General features: G+C 69.9%; 20 protein-coding genes, 1 tRNA gene, 1 other RNA gene and 2 pseudogenes. 17 read left to right on the top strand and 7 right to left on the bottom strand.

The genetic code is table 11. From position 1 onward, the window contains the following. The first annotated feature begins 9 nt into the window (after positions 1–9). From ACWD4B_RS13280 to ACWD4B_RS13290, 3 genes are all read left to right on the top strand, one after another. Positions 10–285, top strand: coding sequence for an acyl carrier protein (locus ACWD4B_RS13280; RefSeq protein ID WP_451420877.1), 276 nt, complete (start codon positions 10–12; stop codon positions 283–285). A 135-nt stretch (positions 286–420) separates the two neighbouring features. Beyond that, positions 421–2,175: an acyltransferase domain-containing protein gene (locus ACWD4B_RS13285; protein WP_451420878.1), complete on the top strand. Its 1,755-nt coding sequence runs from the start codon at positions 421–423 to the stop codon at positions 2,173–2,175. A gap of 50 nt (positions 2,176–2,225) precedes the next feature. Then, complete coding sequence (locus ACWD4B_RS13290; protein WP_451420886.1) at positions 2,226–2,441, top strand: DUF6059 family protein; 216 nt, start codon at positions 2,226–2,228, stop codon at positions 2,439–2,441. Here ACWD4B_RS13290 and ACWD4B_RS13295 read toward each other — a convergent pair. After that, a complete protein-coding gene (locus ACWD4B_RS13295; protein WP_451420887.1) occupies positions 2,395–3,366 on the bottom strand; it encodes a PP2C family protein-serine/threonine phosphatase in 972 nt (323 codons plus the stop codon). The genes ACWD4B_RS13290 and ACWD4B_RS13295 overlap by 47 nt on opposite strands. A 356-nt stretch (positions 3,367–3,722) precedes the next feature. Between ACWD4B_RS13295 and ACWD4B_RS13300 the strand changes: the two genes are divergently transcribed. Together ACWD4B_RS13300 and ACWD4B_RS13305 are read left to right on the top strand one after the other, a co-directional pair. Continuing rightward, complete coding sequence (locus ACWD4B_RS13300; RefSeq protein ID WP_451420879.1) at positions 3,723–4,094, top strand: FluC/FEX family fluoride channel; 372 nt, start codon at positions 3,723–3,725, stop codon at positions 4,092–4,094. A gap of 76 nt (positions 4,095–4,170) precedes the next feature. Continuing rightward, positions 4,171–4,420, top strand: a pseudogene (locus ACWD4B_RS13305) (fluoride efflux transporter FluC); the annotation flags it as partial. 143 nt (positions 4,421–4,563) lie between these two features. Here ACWD4B_RS13305 and ACWD4B_RS13310 read toward each other — a convergent pair. The 4 genes from ACWD4B_RS13310 to ACWD4B_RS13325 all read right to left on the bottom strand — a co-directional run bounded on the left by ACWD4B_RS13310 (position 4,564) and on the right by ACWD4B_RS13325 (position 9,241). Beyond that, positions 4,564–4,986, bottom strand: a complete 423-nt coding sequence (locus ACWD4B_RS13310) for a PIN domain nuclease (protein WP_361525791.1) — start codon at positions 4,984–4,986, stop codon at positions 4,564–4,566. Next, on the bottom strand, positions 4,983–5,198 hold the full coding sequence (locus ACWD4B_RS13315; RefSeq protein WP_361525789.1) for a type II toxin-antitoxin system VapB family antitoxin: 216 nt from the start codon (positions 5,196–5,198) through the stop codon (positions 4,983–4,985). Before ACWD4B_RS13315 ends, ACWD4B_RS13310 begins: the two co-directional genes overlap by 4 nt. 76 nt (positions 5,199–5,274) lie before the next feature. Further along, on the bottom strand, positions 5,275–7,701 hold the full coding sequence (locus ACWD4B_RS13320; RefSeq protein ID WP_451420880.1) for a helicase-associated domain-containing protein: 2,427 nt from the start codon (positions 7,699–7,701) through the stop codon (positions 5,275–5,277). Between the two features lie 457 nt (positions 7,702–8,158). Further along, the gene (locus tag ACWD4B_RS13325) at positions 8,159–9,241 is read right to left on the bottom strand and encodes a recombination directionality factor (protein WP_451420881.1); all 1,083 of its coding nucleotides are present in this window, start codon (positions 9,239–9,241) and stop codon (positions 8,159–8,161) included. Between the two features lie 59 nt (positions 9,242–9,300). Here ACWD4B_RS13325 and ACWD4B_RS13330 point away from each other — a divergent pair. The 3 genes and pseudogenes from ACWD4B_RS13330 to ACWD4B_RS13340 all read left to right on the top strand — a co-directional run. Next, positions 9,301–9,621: pseudogene (locus tag ACWD4B_RS13330) on the top strand (tyrosine-type recombinase/integrase); the annotation flags it as partial. Between the two features lie 298 nt (positions 9,622–9,919). Further along, positions 9,920–10,420, top strand: a complete 501-nt coding sequence (locus ACWD4B_RS13335; protein WP_451420882.1) for a hypothetical protein — start codon at positions 9,920–9,922, stop codon at positions 10,418–10,420. A gap of 87 nt (positions 10,421–10,507) precedes the next feature. Then, positions 10,508–10,693 carry a hypothetical protein gene (locus ACWD4B_RS13340; RefSeq protein WP_451420883.1) on the top strand — a complete coding sequence of 62 codons (186 nt, stop codon included), beginning with the start codon at positions 10,508–10,510 and terminating at the stop codon, positions 10,691–10,693. 647 nt (positions 10,694–11,340) lie between these two features. On the opposite strand, the gene ACWD4B_RS13345 is transcribed toward ACWD4B_RS13340, so the two are convergent. Beyond that, positions 11,341–11,772 (bottom strand): NUDIX hydrolase, encoded by a 432-nt coding sequence (locus ACWD4B_RS13345; protein ID WP_391150067.1) that lies wholly within the window; start codon positions 11,770–11,772, stop codon positions 11,341–11,343. A 56-nt stretch (positions 11,773–11,828) separates the two neighbouring features. On the opposite strand from ACWD4B_RS13345, the gene ACWD4B_RS13350 reads away from it, so the two are divergent. The 7 genes from ACWD4B_RS13350 to ACWD4B_RS13380 all read left to right on the top strand — a co-directional run bounded on the left by ACWD4B_RS13350 (position 11,829) and on the right by ACWD4B_RS13380 (position 17,579). Next, on the top strand, positions 11,829–12,602 hold the full coding sequence (locus ACWD4B_RS13350; RefSeq protein WP_391150065.1) for a GntR family transcriptional regulator: 774 nt from the start codon (positions 11,829–11,831) through the stop codon (positions 12,600–12,602). 183 nt (positions 12,603–12,785) lie between these two features. After that, the gene (locus tag ACWD4B_RS13355; protein ID WP_391150063.1) at positions 12,786–13,031 is read left to right on the top strand and encodes a helix-turn-helix domain-containing protein; all 246 of its coding nucleotides are present in this window, start codon (positions 12,786–12,788) and stop codon (positions 13,029–13,031) included. Continuing rightward, positions 13,028–13,792 carry a helix-turn-helix domain-containing protein gene (locus tag ACWD4B_RS13360; RefSeq protein ID WP_451420884.1) on the top strand — a complete coding sequence of 255 codons (765 nt, stop codon included), beginning with the start codon at positions 13,028–13,030 and terminating at the stop codon, positions 13,790–13,792. Before ACWD4B_RS13355 ends, ACWD4B_RS13360 begins: the two co-directional genes overlap by 4 nt. Positions 13,793–13,948: 156 nt before the next feature. Next, positions 13,949–14,239 (top strand): hypothetical protein, encoded by a 291-nt coding sequence (locus tag ACWD4B_RS13365; RefSeq protein ID WP_391150060.1) that lies wholly within the window; start codon positions 13,949–13,951, stop codon positions 14,237–14,239. Continuing rightward, positions 14,236–16,068 carry an ATP-binding protein gene (locus ACWD4B_RS13370; protein WP_391150059.1) on the top strand — a complete coding sequence of 611 codons (1,833 nt, stop codon included), beginning with the start codon at positions 14,236–14,238 and terminating at the stop codon, positions 16,066–16,068. The genes ACWD4B_RS13365 and ACWD4B_RS13370 overlap by 4 nt, the downstream gene beginning before the upstream one ends. Beyond that, on the top strand, positions 16,065–16,280 hold the full coding sequence (locus tag ACWD4B_RS13375; protein WP_391150057.1) for an excisionase family DNA-binding protein: 216 nt from the start codon (positions 16,065–16,067) through the stop codon (positions 16,278–16,280). The genes ACWD4B_RS13370 and ACWD4B_RS13375 overlap by 4 nt, the downstream gene beginning before the upstream one ends. 9 nt (positions 16,281–16,289) lie before the next feature. After that, on the top strand, positions 16,290–17,579 hold the full coding sequence (locus ACWD4B_RS13380) for a tyrosine-type recombinase/integrase (protein ID WP_391150055.1): 1,290 nt from the start codon (positions 16,290–16,292) through the stop codon (positions 17,577–17,579). A 67-nt stretch (positions 17,580–17,646) separates the two neighbouring features. Here ACWD4B_RS13380 and ACWD4B_RS13385 read toward each other — a convergent pair. Next, positions 17,647–17,734: transfer RNA gene (locus ACWD4B_RS13385), tRNA-Ser, on the bottom strand. A 111-nt stretch (positions 17,735–17,845) separates the two neighbouring features. Here ACWD4B_RS13385 and ffs point away from each other — a divergent pair. Further along, positions 17,846–17,940: signal recognition particle sRNA small type (ffs, locus tag ACWD4B_RS13390), an RNA gene on the top strand. An 84-nt stretch (positions 17,941–18,024) separates the two neighbouring features. Further along, positions 18,025–19,286 (top strand): DNA polymerase III subunit gamma and tau (locus ACWD4B_RS13395; protein WP_451420885.1); only part of this gene is annotated, 1,262 nt, incomplete at its 3' end.

Consider the following 19,286-nt stretch of genomic DNA (forward strand, 5'->3'; position numbering starts at 1 on the left):
GAGGACCTCATGCCCTCCACCACCACGACCGAAGTCACCCTCGCCGACCTGACCCGCATGCTGCGCGAGAGCGCCGGCGAGGAGGAAGGCGTCGACCTGGACGGCGACGTCATCGACACCCCCTTCATCGAGCTCGGCTACGACTCGCTCGCCCTGCTCCAGGTCATCGGTGAGATCCAGCGCGAGTACGGCGTGGTCATACCGGACGACGCGGTCGTCGACGCGGAGACCCCGCGTGCCCTGCTCGCCCTCATCAACGAGGACCAGGCCGCCCAGGCCGCCTGAGCCCCCCACCGGGGCCGCAGCCCGATCGGCGTGCGGACCCCTCCCGGGCGGCCGTCCCTACAGGGGCGGCCGCCCTCATATCACCGCGCCCGATCAACAGCGCCCTGCGACGACGGGCGTGCGAGGAGGAATCCCATGTCGCTCACAGCACAGACCGCGGTCGTCCGCCGACTGGTGGTCGGCGCCGGGTCCGCACCCGGACCCGCACCGGTCACCTCCGCCGCCGTCTCCGCGGTGCTGCGCGCCTTCGGCCGCGCCCCCGGGCAGTTGCCCGCCCGCACCGTCGTCTGCATCGGTGCCGCTGCCGGGCCCTGCACCGGCCTCGACCCCGTGCACGAGGGCGTCACGGTGCGCACCGCGGCCTCGCCGGCCCGCGCCCTGCGCCTCGCGCACCGCGAACTCCAGGACAAGACCGCCGACTTCGCACTCGTCGCCGGCTTCGGCGAGCCGGATGGCGGGTCCGTCACCGTCCACGCCCTGGTCCGTGCAGCCGAGGCGGTCGCCGCCGGCGACCCCGTCCTCGGCGTCCTCGACCTCGGCACGGGCGACGATGCCGACGCCGAGCCGGTCGTACGGCCGCTCCGGCACGGCCGGGAGGCCGCCGACCCGGACAGCCCCCGGCTGGTGCTGTGGTCGGGACCGCACACGCCCGGCGAGGCACGCGTGCGCAGCGAACTGCGGCCCCTGCTCGACGCGGTGCCGCCCGCCGCGTTCCCCGCCCTGCCCGTCGCGGTGCCGTGCGGCCACGCCCCCGGTCCGGTGCGCGCAGCCGCGGTTGCCACGGCCGCCGACGCCGGCGCCGCCGTGGAGAGGGCCGCAGCCGTCGTCACGCGCCGGCCGCGCCCCGTCGCCCTCCTCTTCCCGGGGCAGGGGTCCCAGCACACCGCCATGGCCGCGGGCCTCTACGGGCACGAGCCGGTCTTCACCGCTGCCGTCGACGCGGTCCTCGACCTCATGGGCGAGGACGGACCCCGGATCAAGGCGGACTGGACGGCCGGCGACCCCGTCATCGACATCGACGATGTGCGCCGCGCCCAGCCGCTGCTCTTCGCCGTCGACTACGGACTCGGCCGCATGGTGCTGAGCTGGGGCGTACGGCCCGCCGCCCTGCTGGGCCACAGCGCGGGGGAACTCGTCGCCGCCACCCTCGCGGGCGTGGTCTCGTTGCCCGACGCGGTCGCCATGATGCGCGAACGCGTCGTCCGGGCCGTCGAGGTCCCGGCCGGCGGCATGCTGGCCGTCGCGGCCTCCGAGCAGACCCTGCGCCCGTACCTGACCGACGACGTCGCCATCGCCGCCGTCAACGCCAAGCAGCAGACGATGCTGGCCGGTTCGTCCGGGCCGCTGGCCGAGGTCGCGGCCGCGCTGCGGGCCGACGGCCACACCGTCGTCACCGTCCCCGCCACCAGCCCCTTCCACAGCCCCGCGATGGCCCCGGCCTCCGACGCCGTCGAGGAGGCGTACCGCCGAATCCGCTTCCGCGCCCCCGAACTCCCCTTCTACTCCGGCTACACCGGCGACCTCATGACCGAGGACGAGGCCCTCAGCCCCCGCTACTGGGCCCGGCAGATCACCGACACCGTCTATTTCGCGCCTGCCTTTGAAAAGCTCGTCGCCGTCGACGACATGCTGCTCATAGAGGCCGGGCCGCGGCAGACGCTCACCGCTTTCGCCCGCCGTCACCGGGCCGTGCGCCTCGGCGCGAGCGCCGCGATCCCGCTGCTGCCCGCCCGTCCCGGCACCCCCGAGGCCGACCGGCACTCGGTGCTCACGGCCGCCGCGCGGCTGTGGACCGAGGGCCACGACCTCGACCTGACCGCCGTGTCCCGTCTGTGGTCCTGGCGCGCCGATGCCCCGGAGCCGGTCGTGGCCGAGGTGCTGCTTCGATGAGGCCCGTGGCTCTGCTGTTCCGGCTGTTCCGGCTGTTCCAGACGGGCAGCATGTGGGTGTATCTGCCGCCGGTCCCCGATCTCCCATGGCTGGGCGACCCTCCGGCCGGCCACCCCGAGCGGCTGCGCCCCGACATCCCGCTCAGTGATTTCGAGCGTTTCGCCCGCCGTCAGCTCGCGCCGTCGCGAAGACGACCGGGCAAGAGGCTCCGCACCGTGTTCACGCCGTCCGCAGGCCCACCGCAAGGGCCGCGATGTCGTCGTTGAGCCCGCCGTTGCTGTAGTGCAGGAGATCGCGGTGCAGCCTGTCGAGCAGCTCCCGGGGCTGCGGCGCGGTCTGCTGCTCCATCCAGTCGGCCAGCGGGAAGAAGTCGCCGTTGCGGTTGCGGGTCTCGGTGACGCCGTCGGTGTAGAGCAGCAGCTGGTCGCCGGGGGTGACGTCGAACGTGTCGACGCTGTACTGCTCGCCGATCAGGTCGGCGAGATTGAGCAGCGGGGAGGGGACGGTGGGCGTCAGGACGCGCAGCACCCCGTGGTTCAGGAGCAGCGGCGGGGGATGCCCGCAGTTGAGGATCCCGATCGGGCCGCCGTCGTGCGGGATCTCGACGAGGAGGGCGGTGATGAAGCGCTCCATCAGGTCCTCGGGTGCGAACGCGGCGCTGTACCGGGTGCTGCTGGCCTCCAGACGACGCGCGATGCCGCTCAGCCCGGTCTCGTCGTAGGCCGCCTCCCGGAACGAATTGACCACCGCCGCGGCCGCTCCCACCGCCGGCAGCCCCTTGCCCCGCACGTCGCCGATGAGCAGCCGGACCCCGTACGGGGTGTCGGCGGCCTCGTAGAAGTCACCGCCGATCCGGGCCTCGGCCGCGGCCGCCAGGTAGAGCGCCTCGACCTGAATGTCCCGGAAGTGGCGCGGCATCGGGCTGAGCACCACCTTCTGCGCCGCGTCGGCGACCAGCCGCACCTGGAGGAGGGACTGCTCCCTCTGGAGCCGGACATGGCTGCCGTACGCGGCGGCCACGGTGACCGCGACGATCCCCGCTCCCGTGTACCAGACCCCCAGGTCGGGGAAGACGATGCCGAGCCCGATCATGAGCAGCAGGCAGACCGTCCCCAGCAGGACGGTGGGCAGCACCGGCCACATGGCGGCGGCGAGCGCGGGTGCGGCGGGCAGCAGCCGGCTGAAGGCCATGCTGCGGGGCGTGGTGTAGGCCACGCTGGCGATGACCACGGTCAGGAGTACCGGCGACAGCAGTACCGGCGACAGCAGCGCAGGGGGCCACCGGCCGTGGGGCCGACGGGGCCGCGGCCGTCCAGGCTTGATCACGATGCATATCATATCGACACAATCCGGACGCGGCCCTGCGGTCGGCCGGACCTCCGGCCGCACTGACCCGGCCCCCCGGCACGCCGATATTCCGGGCTTGCGACGCCCCACGGGCCGTCGCACGGCGGGCCCGCCGTACCCGAACCGCCGTACCCGAACCGCCGTACCCGATGCCGCCAACGGTCCCTGCTCGCGATCGAGCGAGTAGGAGGCGTTCTTGCTTGGGTACCCCTTGGACCAGGGCGGTGCGGAAGCCCGCCGCCGTCCCGGACGCCGAGCGCCCCGGCGAGGATCGGCGCCGCCCGTCGCGGCGGAATCGCCAGCAGGATCAGTGGCCGGTCGTGGGCGCGGTCTCGGCCGGCGGCGGACTCGGCGCCGCGGCCCGCCACGCCGCGGACCTGATATGGCCCTTCCCCTGGACGAAGTTCGCCGTCAACGTGGCCGGCTGTGTGCTGATCGGCGCGCTCATGGCCCTGGCGGCGGCACACGGCCGGCGCAACGGCTGGCCTGGCCCTTCTTCGGCACCGGTGTGCTGGCTGGCTTCGCCACGGAACACGGCCGCGCTGGCACCGGCCTCGCCTGCCTCGTCCTGACCCCGGTCTCCGCCCTGCTCGCGGTGCGGACCACGACCGCACTGCCCCGGCGCTTCGCCACGAAGGGGCGTGCGGCATGAACTGGTTCATCGTGATCGTCGGCGCCATGGTCGGCGTGCCGGCCCGCTACCTGACCGACCGGGGTGTGCAGAAGCGGCACGGACGGGCTGTGCGGGGCGCTGACGATGTACTCGACGTTCTCGTACGAGACCTTGCTGCTGGCCGAGGACGGGGCCTGGTCCTTGGCGGCGGCAAACGTGATCGGCAGCGTGACCGCCGGATTGGGTGCGTCCGTCACGGGTGCTGCGCTGGCGCGGGTGGTGTGGGGTGAGGAAACGTCGAAGGGCCCCGCTGCAGGCAGCCGGCAGGGGTCATCACTGTCCTGGCCTGCGGAGTAGCGGTCTGGCTGCCTCCCTCTGGGCGGCCCCGGACGGAGGCGAATGCAACCAGAACTGCAACCACTGCCGAATTACTTGCCGGGCTCCGGGCCGTACCACTGGAGGGGCTGCCCGGTCGTTGCGGCGATGCACTCGAAGTCGTGGTCGCGATGGAGCAGGGTGAGCCCCTGCAGCTCAGCCGTCGCGGCGACGACGAGGTCGACCGCTCCCGCACTTCGGTGCTTCCCCTGCTTGGTGAGGGCTTCCTGGACCTGCCAGGCCCGGTCGTAGGCGCGGTCGTCGACGGGAACCCAGCCGAAGATCAGCCGCATGTCCTCGATACCGCGCGCCCGGTCCGCGGCCGAGCGGGCGCTGTAGAAGAACTCCAACTCCGTGATGGGACATGTGGCGATGAGTCCGGCGGCTGCTGCCTGGTCCCAGCCGTACTGCTCCGCGTCCCCACGCAGGAAGCGTGCGAGCGCGCTGGTGTCGATCAGGAACTGCGCCGCGTTCACCGCCGGTAGTTCCCCTTGTTCTCGAACAGCTCCAGGTCGAAAGCGCCCTCGTCGGCCGCGGCGCGGAGCCGGGTGAGCGCCAGGGCACGGCGCCGGTTCTCCAGCACCTCGCGCAGGGCGGTGTTGACCGTCTCCTTCTTGGTGCTCGTCCCAAGGGCTTTCGCCACGTCCGCGACCAGCTCGTCGTCCAGATCGATGACGGTCCGACTCATGCGCGCCTCCTGATATCGGATATGGGATCAAGTATATCGCGCGAGGCACATCGGGTGCTGGTCGGATCGCCGGGTTCTATGCGGGCAGCACGCCGTGGATCCGGGAGAGGGTGAAGACGCGCTCGGCTTCGCGCAGGTGGCACCAGGCTTCCAGGTAGGGCGGGTCGAGTTCCAGGCTGCTGAGGGTGCGGACGGTGCGACTGCCCGAGGTGGCGACGTACTCGACCGTGATGGCGGTGCCGGCGTCGATGGCGTGGGCGAGCTGACGGACATCGCTGTACGACAGGTGCTTCGCGTATCCGGCGACGATCTCCTCGGTGTCCGTTCCGAAGGGGACCCCACTGCCGAACGGGTCGGGTTCCGGCGCGGTCGGTGGTGCGGCCAGCAGTCGGGCGGCCAGGACATCCATGTCGGCGGCGGCCCGGCCCTCCGACGTGCGGATGGCCGTGCTTCGGGTGCCGCGCTTGTCGCCGGTCTTCCGGGGGGCCGGAACGGGAGCGGCCGCCCGCTGGGGCCGGACCTTCTCGACGCGTACAGTTCCCCCGGCCGTCTCGGCGACAGGGGCGTAGCCCTCGGCGCGGAGTGCTGCGAGGGTCGTGTCGAGCGAGCTGCGGCTTACGAGAACAGTCGGCGCGAGCTGCCGCAGGCCGAGCTTGGCGAGCTTGTGGTGGGCGGCGAGCTCGGCGAGGAGCGCCGGCTCCTCGCCATGGAGGACGCAGGCGGCCGGAGCGATGCGCACGCGGCCGTGGCCGCGCGCGGTGTCGGCGATGAGATAGGACAGCGGCTGGGGCAGGGGCCCGGCGGCGATGGCGGCCAGATCGGCTGCGATGTCCCCCGGGGCGCGGCCTGCGTCCAGGGCCCGTCGGATGCTGCCGGAGCTGAACCGCCACACCGACGCAGTGCCACTGGTTTCCCGGTCCGCGGTGGCATCCAGGAGCACGGCGAGCCGCGCGGCCGGTGTGCCGGCGACGACGGCGGTGAGGTCGGCGCCGATTCGGGCCGTTCCAGTGGCCGGGGGCAGCAGCCGTCGGCAGGCGGCAGTCAGTCCTTGTGCGTCGTCGGCGAGCAGATGGGCGCCGAGAGCCGACAGGGCGCCTCGGGCGATCACTCCGAACAATTCGGCCTCGCGGATCACCGCGGCGAACGGGGTGGCGTCCATGGGCAAGGTGTCGGCGAGCGGGCGGTGCCAGGCCACCGTCGGTCCGAGATCGGAGGCGGCCTTCACACCCTGGCCGGCCGGGAGCTGCGCCGCTGCGGCAAACAGCCCGTGCCGGGCCTGGCGGCAGCCGCTACAGGGCGGTGCCCCCGCGAGGGCGGGGAGCACCTTGTTGTCCTCGTCGCGCGCCTGGGTGGGGGTGAGCGGCAGGTTGCGCCATGCCTGGAGCAGCATGGCAAGCCGCTCCGCGGGCTCCTGTTCCGCCCAGACGTCGTATGCCTTGGTCGGCGCCACGCGATCGCCGTCCCGGGCCAGCAGCCCGGCCGTGTACGCGGTCTCCAGGGTGATGCGGACCACGGCATCGTCGGCCTGGGCGGCCTTGCTGATCCGGGCCAGCTCGCGTGCGCCGATCCCACCGGACTTGAGTCTGGCCGGCGGAGTCGAGGAGCAGGCCGAGAGGACCGAGGCGGCATGGGCGGCGAACGCCGTGGCCGCTGCAGCGGCCTCCCGCTCCACCTCGGCGGAGGTGACGGACACCAGCTGAGCAGGGGGCGGAAGCGGGTCGAAGGGGGCCTGCCAGCCGGGCCCGCGCAACGCCAGCGCGACTTCGACGGGCATGCGCACAGGACCGTACCCGTGGCGGTCCTGGATCAGGAGCCCCCGGTCGAGTGCCCACCGTGCCCCCGGTTCGAGGACGGGGTCAGGGGTACCGAACGTGATGACCTGCGGCTGCCTCGGCGCAGACCCCGCTCGGCAGGCCAGCAGCTTCTGCGTGATCGCGGGTGCTCGTGCCACCACTCTGGCGATGGCTTCCGGGTCGCTGTGGTGTTCCACCAAGGCGGCCAGTCGCTGCTGCTTGGTGCCGGGCGGCTTGATGCCCAGCGTCACCAGCATGCCGCGCAGCTCGTCCGAGGAAGCGCCCGCCAGCAGCTTCTCCAGGGGAGTGTCCAACCCCAGAGGGGCGTCCCACGCCTGCCGCAAGGATGCGGCCATGCGGAGTGTCCCGTTACCGTCCGGCCAGACCAGCGCGTGATCGGCCAGTGTCTCCAGCACGGCGTCCAGTCCGCGGGCGGCTTCGCCGCCTGTCGCTCCCAGCAGCTTCGCCAGGGCGTCCGGCGTCGCTGGTCCTCCCAGTGCCGCCAGCGCCTCGGCTGCCTGCAGGCACGGCAGCGTGAGCCGTGGCAGGGCGAGAGCCACTGACCCCGGGCGCTGGAGGCGGTCCGCCAGTTCCCCCACCGTGCGCGGCTCTGGGGGTGACGCCGCGTCGTTCCGTGTCGCGAGTACGCGCGCCAGGCGCGGGGCGTCGAGACGGCCCAGCCAGGTTCCGAGTGCCGATCGGGACTTCATGGGGGGTGCACCTCGTCAGGCCGGGCCGCAACAGCACCGGAGCCGCTCCGGCACAGGGGCCCAGCATGGCGCATTCGCTTTCGCCGTCGACGTCGTAAGTAGGAAAATTCCCCATGGTCGTCGGCATCTCGCGGGTAGTGTCGCTCATAGAGGCGTTGAAATGTCCCGAATGGAAGCATCTAAATGCAATCGGAAGTGCAACCAGCGCATGCCGAAGGGCCGAGTCGCAATCGCGGCTCGGCCCTTCGTTTCGCCTGTTCAAGCGGCTGCGGAGGGTACGGGATTCGAACTCGGAGGGGTTGCCCCCAACACGCATTCCACATGTTCGTCCGGGGGTTCGGCGGGGGCCGTAGGTGTCCTGACCTGCGGCGGAGTGTTCGGGGCGGGCCTGTCCGGACAGCCTCGGACGGAGGCGAACGAGACCGGAAAGGAGACCAACCTGCCCGGCTTCTGGTGATCACTGCGAGGCGGTCGGAACCGGTCGGGTGAGTGAGGAGTCCTCGCCTTGGAGCGCTTGCTCCGCGATGTCGGCGATGCGTCCGACGTGGTCGCGCAGCCGGGCAAGCTGCGCGGTCTGCTGTCGGTCGGCCACTACTGCGGACAGGGCGGCGATGACGGTTTCCTGGTGGTCGCTGGTGCCCAGCACTTGGGCGGCACGGTGGAGCAGAGCGGTATCCACTGCGACGGAGCAGGTCGGCTTGGACGCAGTCGGGGTGGCGGGCTTCGGGGCCTGCTTGGTCTTGCGGCGGGGTGCGGAGGGTGCCGGAGCAAGTGGGGGTTCAGCCGCCGGCGGGGTTTCCGGTGCAACGGTGTCGGGGCTGCCGAGCACCGTGACCACCGGCTTTCGATAGCAGACACCTCTGCCTGCCTTGGTCGTGAAGACGACCAGTTCCATGGTGAGGTCGCAGACGGCCGGGCCGTCGACACGTTCCAACGCGTCTGTCAGGTCGGAGAGCTGCGCGGCCAGTTGCCACGAGCTCGTCATGAAGTGGAACTCGCCAAGCATGGGTGCCGCTGCGATCCGGAAGGTGAGATCGATGACGGGCGTCGGGCCACGGCCGTCTCTGGCTGCCAGTTTCTTGTCCTGAAGCAGCGGAGGGCATCCGCAGGGCTGGCCCTTCTTCTCTTCCGGTGACAGGAACCGCGAGCCGTCACACTGGTGGATGATCCCCTTGTTGCTCCAGAGGACCATATGGGCAGCCACCGCGTCAGGCCCGTCCATGGTGACGCGCACGCTGTCGCGGCTCGTCAGAACTTCGTAGGCAAGGCCGCCTTCTCTTCCGTTCGTTTGAGGTTCGCCATCCAGGAGGCCGGCGATGCGCGCGGCAACATCGGCATCGTCGGTGGTGACACGCCAGGCATCCAGGGCTTCGGGTCGTCCTTCGAATAAGCGGCCCTGGTGGAAGCGTCCAACTCGGGCGGTTGTGCTCTGCGTCATTCGGGAACCTTGCTGGAGCGGGCAACGGACGAGGCTTCGCTTCTGTCTGCCGACGAGGTAGCACGTGACGTGCCACAACGCTGACGACAGGGCGGTGCTCATCTCATCATGATGTCCCTGCCGGGAACTGGTCTGCGGTGGAGTGGCCGCGAACGCCGCTTGCGCGTGACCTGTGGGTGGAGAAGGGCTATGTCTTCACCTCGCCCACCGGCGAGCCGCTCAACCCCAACACCGACTACCACAAGTGGAAGGACCTGCTGAAGGCTGCCGGGGTCCGAGACGCCCGACTGCACGATGCCCGGCACACGGCTGCCACGGTCCTGCTGATCCTTGGCGTTCCCGACGCGGTCGTCGACGCCATCATGGGCTGGGAACCCGGCAAATCCGCCCGTATGTGCCGCCGCTACCAGCACCTGACTGGACGCGTCCTCCAGGACACCGCAGGCAAGATCGGCGGACTCCTGTGGGGCGAAGCCGTGTAGCCCACCCGAAGGGCCTCGATCATTCACTTGATCGAGGCCCTTCGGCGTTCCCAGGAAGGGGAGGGGTGCCGGACCTTGCCGAATCCTGCCGATTCTTGCCTAATCCTGCCGCGATGTGATTGGGTGATCGCGTTGGTTCAACGTCCGGCGGTGCCGAGGTGCTGCTGGGAGGAGGTGTACGCCTGTGGTGGGAAGTGAGGTTGCCCCGCGCCCTGACTGGCATGACCAGAAACTGGGCACGAAGGTCCGGGTGGCCCTGTGGCTTCTCGCTGAGGTGGGCGAGGGGAACACCTTCACTATGAGCCAGCTGAAGGAGGCGCTGCCGGGATCCGCGCAGGCGGATCGGCGGATGAGGGATCTGCGTGAAGACGACTGGGTGATCGAGACGCACCGCACGCGGGTGACCTTGCAGCCGAGCGAACTGCTCTTCGTTCGGGCGGGCAAAGAGATCTGGGATCCAGTAGTCCGGGCAGAGCTGCAGCTACGGCCCAAGGCGATCGAGGTGGCTCATCGAGCGATCCGCATGGAACCGTTCCTGCAAGTTGCCTCGCCGCCCAACCCAGATGCCGTCTGGGCTCGGCTGGAGGGGCTGTCCCCCAGGGAGCGGTCCCTCCTGCTCGCCTGGATGGCCATGGGGCGACGCCCCAGCTCCCGTGCCGAGCTTGCATGGCGTGCCTACCGTGGCCTGTCGGAGGATCAGCGCCACGACCTGATGGTCAAGCTGGGCGAACTCGTCAGCGACGAGGTCGGGGACGAGGACGCGATGCAACTCCCGGCCGAGGGCAGCGAGGCGCCCTAACTCACAAGCTTCCGCCGGTACCCGCGTCACTTTCCACGGAGCCACGGGTCCCGGCGGAGGGTCCTACCCCTTCTACAGAGGAGAACTGTGTCCAGTATGCAGAGTGCCCAGTCCGAAGGTGAGCGTCCGCCGAGGTACGACATCATCGTCGCCGCGATCGCCGTCGGGTATGGCGCCGGGTACAGCGCCGGCATCGGCAACGAGGTGGAGCGGATGCTCGGCGCCGTGGTCGTGACGACGGTCACGTGGATCTGGGACAGGTGGAGCCGCTGACGATCGGCGGGCGGCCCGCGTAGGTAGTGGCAGGCTGCGTCGAAGGGGTCCTACTGACGTCAGTAGGACCCCTTCCGCTGTTCCGAGTCGGTCAACTGCAACCAAAACTGCAACCACGGAACGCAGAAGACCCCGGCCGGTTTCCCGGTCGGGGTCTTCAAGTGCCCGGTGAGGCACTGGCGGAGGATACGAGATTCGAACTCGTGAGGGGTTGCCCCCAACACGCTTTCCAAGTCTGCGCAGCGGTGTTCGGGTTAGTTCGAATACGGGATGGCCTCGCGTTTGAGGTCGGCTGTGCGTCTCGCTGAACCCTGCTGGACGCTGATGAACGAGACGGAAACTGAGACGGCCGGGCACGCCGGGGTGCGTCGGGGAACAGCGTTCTGCTCCCGTCGCCTATCACGCAGCGTGGCGAAGGCTGAGGCGTCAGAGCCGTCAGGCTTGCTCAAGATCAGGCGTCAGGTAGGTGTCAGACGCCTCGCGCGCGTACGCGCGAGCGTGTGACCCGTGCAATGGGGCCGCCGAGCGTCAGACGGGTTTCTGACGCGTCTGACGCGTCAGGCCCAGCAACGGTCACACTTCGTGACTTCCCTTAAAAGGGAAGTTCCAGTAGCGCAGCGGTTGCTGCGGGGGTGTGGGGACGGCCCCTATGGGAGGAGCTGGGTCCCGTCGTGGGACCGAACGTGCGGGCCTGCGGCGTCGAGTGCATCGAGCACTCTGACCGCGTACGCCTCGTTCATGTACCCCTTGATCTCGCTCGGGTCGAGCCAGCGGAACGCCTGGGTCTCGTTGGTCACCGTCGCCGCCCCGCCAGTGACCTGGCAACGGAAGAAGAGCGCGACGACTCCGGCGCGCATGTTCTTGTAGACACCCGTCAGAGCTTCCGGCTCTACGACCAAGCCCGTCTCCTCGAGGATTTCGCGGCGCAGGCCAGCCTCGACCGTTTCACCGATTTCGAGCACTCCGCCCGGTGGTTCCCAGCGCCCGTTGTCCGCCCGCTGGATAGCCAGTACTCGACCGTCCTCGCGGACGACGGCGCCGGCGACGCTCACGGAGTGACGCGGTGCGGCTTGGGGCATCAGGATCTCCTCGTACTCTTGCAGACGACTGGACAACCCTAGGAGCTACTACGCCCATGCTGCACTCCCTGGATCCGGCGAGCGACCGTCCCGCGTACAAGCAGATCGCTGACCAGCTGCGGGCCGCCATCAAGGCAGGCGAGTTCCAGCCTGGCCTTCGTCTGCCGAGCGAGGCAGAGCTGATCGCGCAGTTCGAGGTGTCTCAGGGGACGATCCGGCAGGCGCTGAATCTGCTCAAGAGCGAAGGTCTCGTTCACTCGCAGCAGGGGCGGGGGGTCTTCGTCCGGGAGCGTCCGCGGATTCGTCGACTTGCCTCGGACCGCTTTCTGCGGAGGCACCGTGACGAAGGCAAGGCCGCTTACCTCGCCGAGTCGGAGGCGTCAGGGGTACGGCCCGAGGTCGAGGTCTACTTCGTGGGCCCCAGTGACGCGCCTGAAGAGATCGCAGGGCTCCTCAACTTGCGCCGCGGGGCGAAGGTGCTCGTTCGCCGCCGACGGTACCTGAGCAACGGGCACCCGACGGAGATGGCCACCTCGTACATTCCGTGGGCGTTGGCCAAGGGGACGGCCATGGTTGAGCCCAACCCTGGTCCGGGCGGGATCTACGCACGCCTGGAAGAGCAGGGCTACCGCTTGGAGCGGTTCAAGGAGGAGGTCGGGGCGCGGATGCCGTCGCCTGAGGAGGTCAAGGCGCTGCAGCTTGCTTCCGGCACTCCGGTCCTGACGCTTGTCCGGACCGCATTTGCTGCTGATGACAAGCCTGTTGAGGTCTGCGACACGGTGCTCGCAGCCGATCTCTATCGCCTGGACTACGACCTACCTGCACGTTAAGTCCTCGGCCGTGCAGCGGTGTTGACGGCCGCTCAGGCTACTTCTATAAATAAGTGCAGAAGCTGCAGATCCTGAGAGATCTGCGGTTGTCGCTGCAGGCTGCGCGCCACGGCGGCATACAGAAAGACCCCGGCGGGGTGGTGCCCGCCGGGGCCGGAGCATCGAGACTTTGGGGGTCCGACGATGCAAAACCAGGGTATCTCCCCTGCTCCTCAGCTGACATTGCCCGACCAGCCGCTACGCGTGGGCGACGTCGCGCGGCTTCTGGGGGTTCATCCGTCCACGGTGTACCGGGAGGTGGGGAGCGGCCGACTGCGGTCGTTCCGTGTCGGTACGGGGCGCGGAACGATTCGTATCTCGCGGGCGGCGCTGCGGGAGTTCGCCCGTCTCCTCGGTGCTGACCTGGTGCTGGACGGGGAGGTGTCGTGATGACGACGCTCGCTCCGGAAAAGGGACAGACCAGTTCGCAGGCGTCCGCCGCGCTGCCGCTGGGCGGTGCGGACTCGCCGCTGGCGGCGGCACGCCGGGCTCGCGGACTCTCGATCAAGAACGCGGCACGGGCCATGGCGCTCCTGGCGGAGCAGTGGGGCTGGACCATCGCCGCTGAGCAATCGCTGGTCGGGTATTTGCGCCGATGGGAGCACGAGGAGAACCGTCCTCGCGAGACCTATCGTCGGCTGCTCTGCGCCATCTACGGGGTCACGCCTGAGCAGCTCGGCTTCGTCGAGACCGGGGCGGAGCCGGAGGCAGCGGCGTTGGAGGCGGCAGAGCGTCTGGATGCCGGACCGGAGCCGCTGATGAGTCCACTGGGCGGTGCGGACTCGCCGCTGGCTGCTGCACGGCGGGCGCGGGGCTACTCACTGACGAAGGCGGCCCGCGCATTGCTGCTGACGGCCCAAGCGTGGGGCTGGAACGTGGCTGCAGAGCAATCGGTAGTCCAGTACCTGCATCGCTGGGAGCACGGGGAGACACGTCCGGGCAGTGCCTACCAGGTGCTGCTGTGCGCCATCTACCGGTCCACCCCCGAGCAACTCGGCTTCACCGAGCCGCGGCCTGGGCCGGAGTCCGACGGGCTGCGCGCCCAGGTGACGGCTCTGGAGTCGGTGGTGCAGCAGCTCACTGCTGCCATGGTCTCGCTGCGCGGTGGGACAGCGGCACCACTACCCGCAGCGATCAGCAGTCGCGGGTAGCCCCCTTCCGTTCCCCCTCGTTGCTGCCACGCCGGTAGCCCTACCGGTAACCCGGCGCGGCAGCCCTTCCAACACCCCTGCGCGGTACTGCTCGTGACCCTTCCGGCAGCCCTTCCGCGCCACCCTTCCCGAGCGCTTCCGAGGAGTCTCCTCACCATGCCCGACCGACAGATCACCCGTGCTCAGCGGCAGGCGGCCTACTGGGCGCAGCAGGCCGCCGCGGCCTCTAACCCTGCCGCGCGATGCGCGGTGTCCTGGGAACACCTGCGTGCCACCATCAGCAAGCTTCCCGACGAGCGGCAGCCTGCCGTATGGGCGGCTGTCACCAAGCATCTCAACCAGATCCAGAAGCACTTCGAGCCCGAAGCGCAGCCCCGCCGACGCCGCCGGGGGAGTGCCCCCAGCAGGCGTGCCGTCGGCTCCCGTCCGGCTCGGAGCGGCCGATGAACGGCAGCACCCACCACTTGGCACGGCAGATCCTGGCGGCGAACGGCGTCGACCCGGATCAGAAGGGCCCGTCCCAGGCATCCCAACTGGTGGCCCTGGCACGGGAGCGGTACGAGCTGTTCGTCTCCGCCGACGGGCGCCCCTACGGCGTCCCTGTTGACGGGCCGAACATCGCGCAGCCGCTGCGTGGGAAGGCCGGACTGCGCTCGCATCTGGCCCGTCTCTACACCGATGCCTACGACGGCAAGGTGCCCTCGCAAGGCCCGCTCGCGGACGCGATGACGGTCCTGGAGGCCCTGGCGGCGAAGGCCGAGCCACGTACCCCGTTCCTGCGCCTGGCTCGTCATGACGGGCGCATCATCGTGGACTTGGGAACCAGCGACGGCCGCTGCGTCGACATCGGCCCGGACGGCTGGCAGCGCCGGCCTTCCTCCCCGGTGGCCTTCCGCCGGTCCGGGGCCATGAAGCCGTTGCCCGAGCCGTGGCACGACGGCGATGGCCTGGCGGCACTGCGCTCCCTGCTGAACACCACCGAGGAGGGCTTTCACCTCCTGGTGGCGTGGATGGTCGCAGCGTTCATCCCGGACCTGCCCCACCCGATCCTGACCTTCCGCGGGGAGCAGGGCACCGGCAAGTCGAAGGGCGCAGCGATGGTGATCGGCATCATCGACCCGTCCGGAGCACCCAAACGCACCGCGCCGCGGGACATCAAGTCGTGGTCGGTGCAAGCGTTCAACTCCTGGGCGCTGTGCATCGACAACATCAGCTTGATTCCCGACTGGCTCTCCGATGCGCTGTGCCGGGCAGTGACCGGGGACGGAGTAGTCGACCGGGCCCTGTACTCCGACGACGACGTGGTGGTCCTCGAGTTCCGCCGCGTCCTGGCGATGACCACGATCGATGTGGGTGCTCTCAACGGTGACTTGGCCGAACGGATGCTCACCATCGAGCTGCGCCTGATCCCCGACCACAAGCGGCGGGAGGAAGCCGAACTGGACGCCGCGTACGAGGACGCGCACGCGGCGATCCTGGCCAGCCTCTTCGATCTCCTGGCGCGGGTACTGAAGGAACTGCCCGCGGTGCAGCTCGACGAGCGTCCACGCATGGCCGACTTCGCTCGCGTGCTCGCAGCCGTGGACACGGTGACCGGCTGGAGCACGCTGGAGTCGTACAAGGCCACTGCCCGCGACGCGGTAGCCGATGTGCTGGAAGGCGAGCCGTTTGCCCAGGCCGTCGTCCAGCTTGTCGACGCCTCCGGCCCGAACGGCCTGACCCTGACGGCCGGACAGATCCTGGAGACCGTCGAGACACCGGAGAAGCTGCCGCGCCGCTGGCCCAAGGACGCCACCCGCGCCGGCGGACAGCTCAAGCGCCTCGCCCCAGCGCTGCGCACGATCGGCATCGAGGTCGATGACTCACAGCGAGGACCGAGGCCCAAGAAACAGCGGCTCTACCGGATCACGGCCACACCGGAGAGAAGGTGCGAAACAGCGTCCCCAGCGTTCCCAGCGTCCCCGCCCCTCTCTGACCAGCAGGAACGCGGGGACGCTACAGAGGCCCCAGCGGCCCCCTCCGGCGCCGCGGGGACGCTGGGGGACGCTACGGGGACGCTGAGGCCCGCGCCAGCGTCCCCGCATCAGCCCAGCTCACAGGCCCAGGAGGACGCTGGGAACGCTGGGGACGCTGCAATGCGGCTCCTCTCCGGTCCTGTCTGGCCAGCTATCACTCTCTGTGACATCTGCCGTGGCCCGCTCTCCAGTGCCCTCAACGACGCCGGGTACACCATGCACCCCACCTGCGACCGGACAACCCTGAAGGGGGACCAGTGACCGAGCGGCACGACGACCAGGAGCTCATCGTGCTCACCGTGGAGGAGGCCGCGCGTCGCCTCCGCATCGGACGCACCAGGATGTTCGCACTGGTCTCATCTGGTGCAGTCCGGTCGGTCACCATCGGCCGCCTGCGCCGCGTTCCGGTAGAGGCGTTGAGCGAGTACGTAGCCCGGATCCAGCGTGGCGACGATGCCCCGCGCGTGGCCTGAGGGGGAGCCGTGGCAGAGGAACCGAGGAAGCGCACCCGACGCCCGAACGGTGCGTCGTCGATCTACTTGGGCAAGGACGGCAAGTGGCACGGCAGGGTCACCGTCGGCGTCCGGGACGACGGCAGCCCCGACCGCAGGCATGTCGAGCGGAAGACCGAGGCCGAAGCCATCAAGGCCGTGCGGCAGCTGGAAAAGAAGCGTGACGACGGTGCCGTGCCCAAGGCTGGTCAACGATGGACGGTCAAGAAGTGGCTGACGCACTGGGTCGAGAACATCGCGGCCCCGAGCGTCGGTGAGAACACCATCGACGGCTATCGAGTCGCGGTCTACCACCACCTGATCCCCGGACTCGGTGCTCACCGCCTGGAGCGCCTGGAGCCGGAGCACCTGGAGCGCTTCTACAAGAAGATGCGGAAGAACGGGAGCTCGGCCGGTACGGCCCACCAGGCACACCGCACAATCCGTACCGCGCTCAACGAGGCTGTACGCCGGAAGCACACCACCTCCAACCCGGCATCCATCGCCAAGGCTCCCAAGATCGAAGAGGAGGAAGTCGAGCCGTACACGGTCGAGGAGGTGCAACGGCTCCTGCAGGAAGCCCAGAAGCAGCGCAACGCGGCCCGCTGGGTCATCGCGCTCGCCCTCGGGCTGCGGCAAGGAGAAGTGCTCGGCCTGCAGTGGGCCGACGTTGACCTGGGCAGCGGAGTGATCCAGGTGAAGCGCGGTCGACTGCGTCCCCGCTACGAGCACGGTTGCGGGGGCATGTGTGGCAGGAAGGCCGGCTACTGCCCCCAGCGCGTGAGCGTGCGGCGGGAGACCAAGCCGACCAAGTCGAGAGCGGGCAAGCGGGCGATCGGACTCCCCGAGGAACTGGTGAAGCTCCTCCAGCTCCACAAGGAAGCCCAGGAGCGTGAACGGGAGACTGCGCGGCAGCTGTGGGCCGACAAGGGGTACGTGTTCACGTCGCCCACGGGCGAGCCCCTGAATCCGAACACCGACTACCACCAGTGGAAGGACTTATTGCAGGCGGCGGGCGTGCGGGACGGGCGGCTGCATGATGCCCGTCACACCGCCGGGACCGTCCTGCTGATCCTCGGTGTGCCTGATGTTGTGGTCGACGCCCTCATGGGCTGGGAGCCGGGCCAGTCTGCGCGGATGCGTCGCCGGTACCAGCACCTCACAGGACGTGTACTGAGAGACACCGCCGACAAGGTCGGCGGCCTCCTGTGGGGACCGTCCCAGAGCGCCGGAAGCGAGACAGCAGGAAGCCGCGCCGAGAGCAAACGAGACGGAAACTGAGACGGAGAACGTCGAAGGGCCCCACCGCGAACGGTGGGGCCCTTCGACATCGTGCCCGGTGAGGCACTGGCGGAGGATACGAGATTCGAACTCGTGAGGGGTTGCCCCCAACACGCTTTCCAAGCGTGCGCCCTAGGCCTCTAGGCGAATCCTCCGCGGCAAACAATACAAGACTCAGAGCAGTGCTCGCGAACCCGTTCCCCGAGGGGGCGATCTTCGGGCACCGGGGGTGGTTCCGCACCCCCTGGGATCCGCTAGGGTGGGGGCAAGCCCCTCACGTGGCGCTATCTCACCGAACTCCCCCAGGGCCGGAAGGCAGCAAGGGTAAGTGGGCTCTGGCGGGTGCGTGGGGGGCCCTTGTGTTTCCGGGGTGCGGCGAGGGGGCCGGGGGCCGGGAATCTGTGAGGGAGACCACTTGTCAGTGGGGCCCGATATCGTCGTAGGTGTGTCGTCCCTCGCGCTCTACCGCCGCTACCGTCCCGAGTCCTTCGCCGAGGTCATCGGGCAGGAGCATGTCACCACGCCGTTGCAGCAGGCCCTGCGGAACAACCGGGTCAATCACGCGTACCTGTTCAGCGGCCCGCGCGGCTGCGGCAAGACGACGAGTGCGCGCATCCTCGCGCGCTGCCTGAACTGCGAGCAGGGGCCGACGCCCACGCCCTGCGGCGAGTGCCAGTCCTGCATCGACCTCGCGCGCAACGGGCGCGGTTCGATCGACGTCATCGAGATCGACGCCGCCTCGCACGGTGGCGTGGACGACGCCCGTGAGCTGCGCGAGAAGGCCTTCTTCGGGCCCGCCGCCAGCCGGTACAAGATCTACATCATCGACGAGGCGCACATGGTCACCTCGGCGGGCTTCAACGCCCTGCTGAAGGTGGTCGAGGAGCCGCCGGAGCACCTGAAGTTCATCTTTGCGACGACCGAGCCCGAGAAGGTCATCGGCACGATCCGGTCGCGTACGCACCACTACCCGTTCCGGCTCGTCCCGCCCGGCACGCTGCGCGAGTACCTGTCCGAGGTGTGCGGGCGCGAGGCCATCCCCGTCGAGGACGGCGTGCTGCCGCTGGTCGTGCGGGCCGGCGCGGGATCCGTGCGTGACTCGATGTCCGTCATGGACCAGCTGCTGGCCGGTGCCGCCGAGGACGGTGTGACGTACGCCATGGCGACGTCCCTCCTGGGGTACACGGACGGCTCGCTGCTCGACGCCGTCGTGGACGCGTTCGCCGCGGGCGACGGCGCCGCGGCCTTCGAGGTCGTCGACCGCGTCGTCGAGGGCGGCAACGACCCGCGGCGCTTCGTCGCCGACCTGCTGGAGCGGCTGCGCGATCTCGTGATCCTCGCCGCGGTGCCGGATGCGGCGGAGAAGGGGCTGATCGACGCCCCCGCGGACGTCCTGGAGCGGATGCAGGCCCAGGCCTCGGTCTTCGGCGCGGGCGAGCTCAGCCGCGCCGCCGACCTGGTCAACCAGGGGCTGACCGAGATGCGCGGCGCCACCTCCCCCCGGCTGCAGCTGGAGCTGATCTGCGCGCGGGTGCTGCTGCCCGCAGCCTTCGACGACGAGCAGTCGGTGCGGGCCCGGCTCGACCGGCTGGAGCGGGGCGCGGGTGCCCTCGCGGGCGGCGGGCCGGCCATGGGGTACGTGCCCGGGCCGCAGGGCCACGAGCCGCAGGCCGCCGCCGGGCTCTCGGGCCCCGCCGCGGCACGGGC

The sequence above is a fragment of the Streptomyces sp. NPDC002536 genome, assembly GCF_053594995.1.

Bases quoted from the DNA above. Each gene is read 5' to 3' on its own strand.
- ACWD4B_RS13280 (WP_451420877.1), top strand. From the start codon at position 10: ATGCCCTCCACCACCACGACCGAAGTCACCCTCGCCGACCTGACCCGC.
- ACWD4B_RS13285 (WP_451420878.1), top strand. From the start codon at position 421: ATGTCGCTCACAGCACAGACCGCGGTCGTCCGCCGACTGGTGGTCGGC.
- ACWD4B_RS13290 (WP_451420886.1), top strand. From the start codon at position 2,226: ATGTGGGTGTATCTGCCGCCGGTCCCCGATCTCCCATGGCTGGGCGAC.
- ACWD4B_RS13295 (WP_451420887.1), bottom strand. From the start codon at position 3,366: ATGGCCTTCAGCCGGCTGCTGCCCGCCGCACCCGCGCTCGCCGCCGCC.
- ACWD4B_RS13315 (WP_361525789.1), bottom strand. From the start codon at position 5,198: ATGAGTCGGACCGTCATCGATCTGGACGACGAGCTGGTCGCGGACGTG.
- ACWD4B_RS13320 (WP_451420880.1), bottom strand. From the start codon at position 7,701: ATGAAGTCCCGATCGGCACTCGGAACCTGGCTGGGCCGTCTCGACGCC.
- ACWD4B_RS13325 (WP_451420881.1), bottom strand. From the start codon at position 9,241: ATGAGCACCGCCCTGTCGTCAGCGTTGTGGCACGTCACGTGCTACCTC.
- ACWD4B_RS13335 (WP_451420882.1), top strand. From the start codon at position 9,920: ATGAGCCAGCTGAAGGAGGCGCTGCCGGGATCCGCGCAGGCGGATCGG.
- ACWD4B_RS13345 (WP_391150067.1), bottom strand. From the start codon at position 11,772: ATGCCCCAAGCCGCACCGCGTCACTCCGTGAGCGTCGCCGGCGCCGTC.
- ACWD4B_RS13350 (WP_391150065.1), top strand. From the start codon at position 11,829: ATGCTGCACTCCCTGGATCCGGCGAGCGACCGTCCCGCGTACAAGCAG.
- ACWD4B_RS13355 (WP_391150063.1), top strand. From the start codon at position 12,786: ATGCAAAACCAGGGTATCTCCCCTGCTCCTCAGCTGACATTGCCCGAC.
- ACWD4B_RS13365 (WP_391150060.1), top strand. From the start codon at position 13,949: ATGCCCGACCGACAGATCACCCGTGCTCAGCGGCAGGCGGCCTACTGG.
- ACWD4B_RS13370 (WP_391150059.1), top strand. From the start codon at position 14,236: ATGAACGGCAGCACCCACCACTTGGCACGGCAGATCCTGGCGGCGAAC.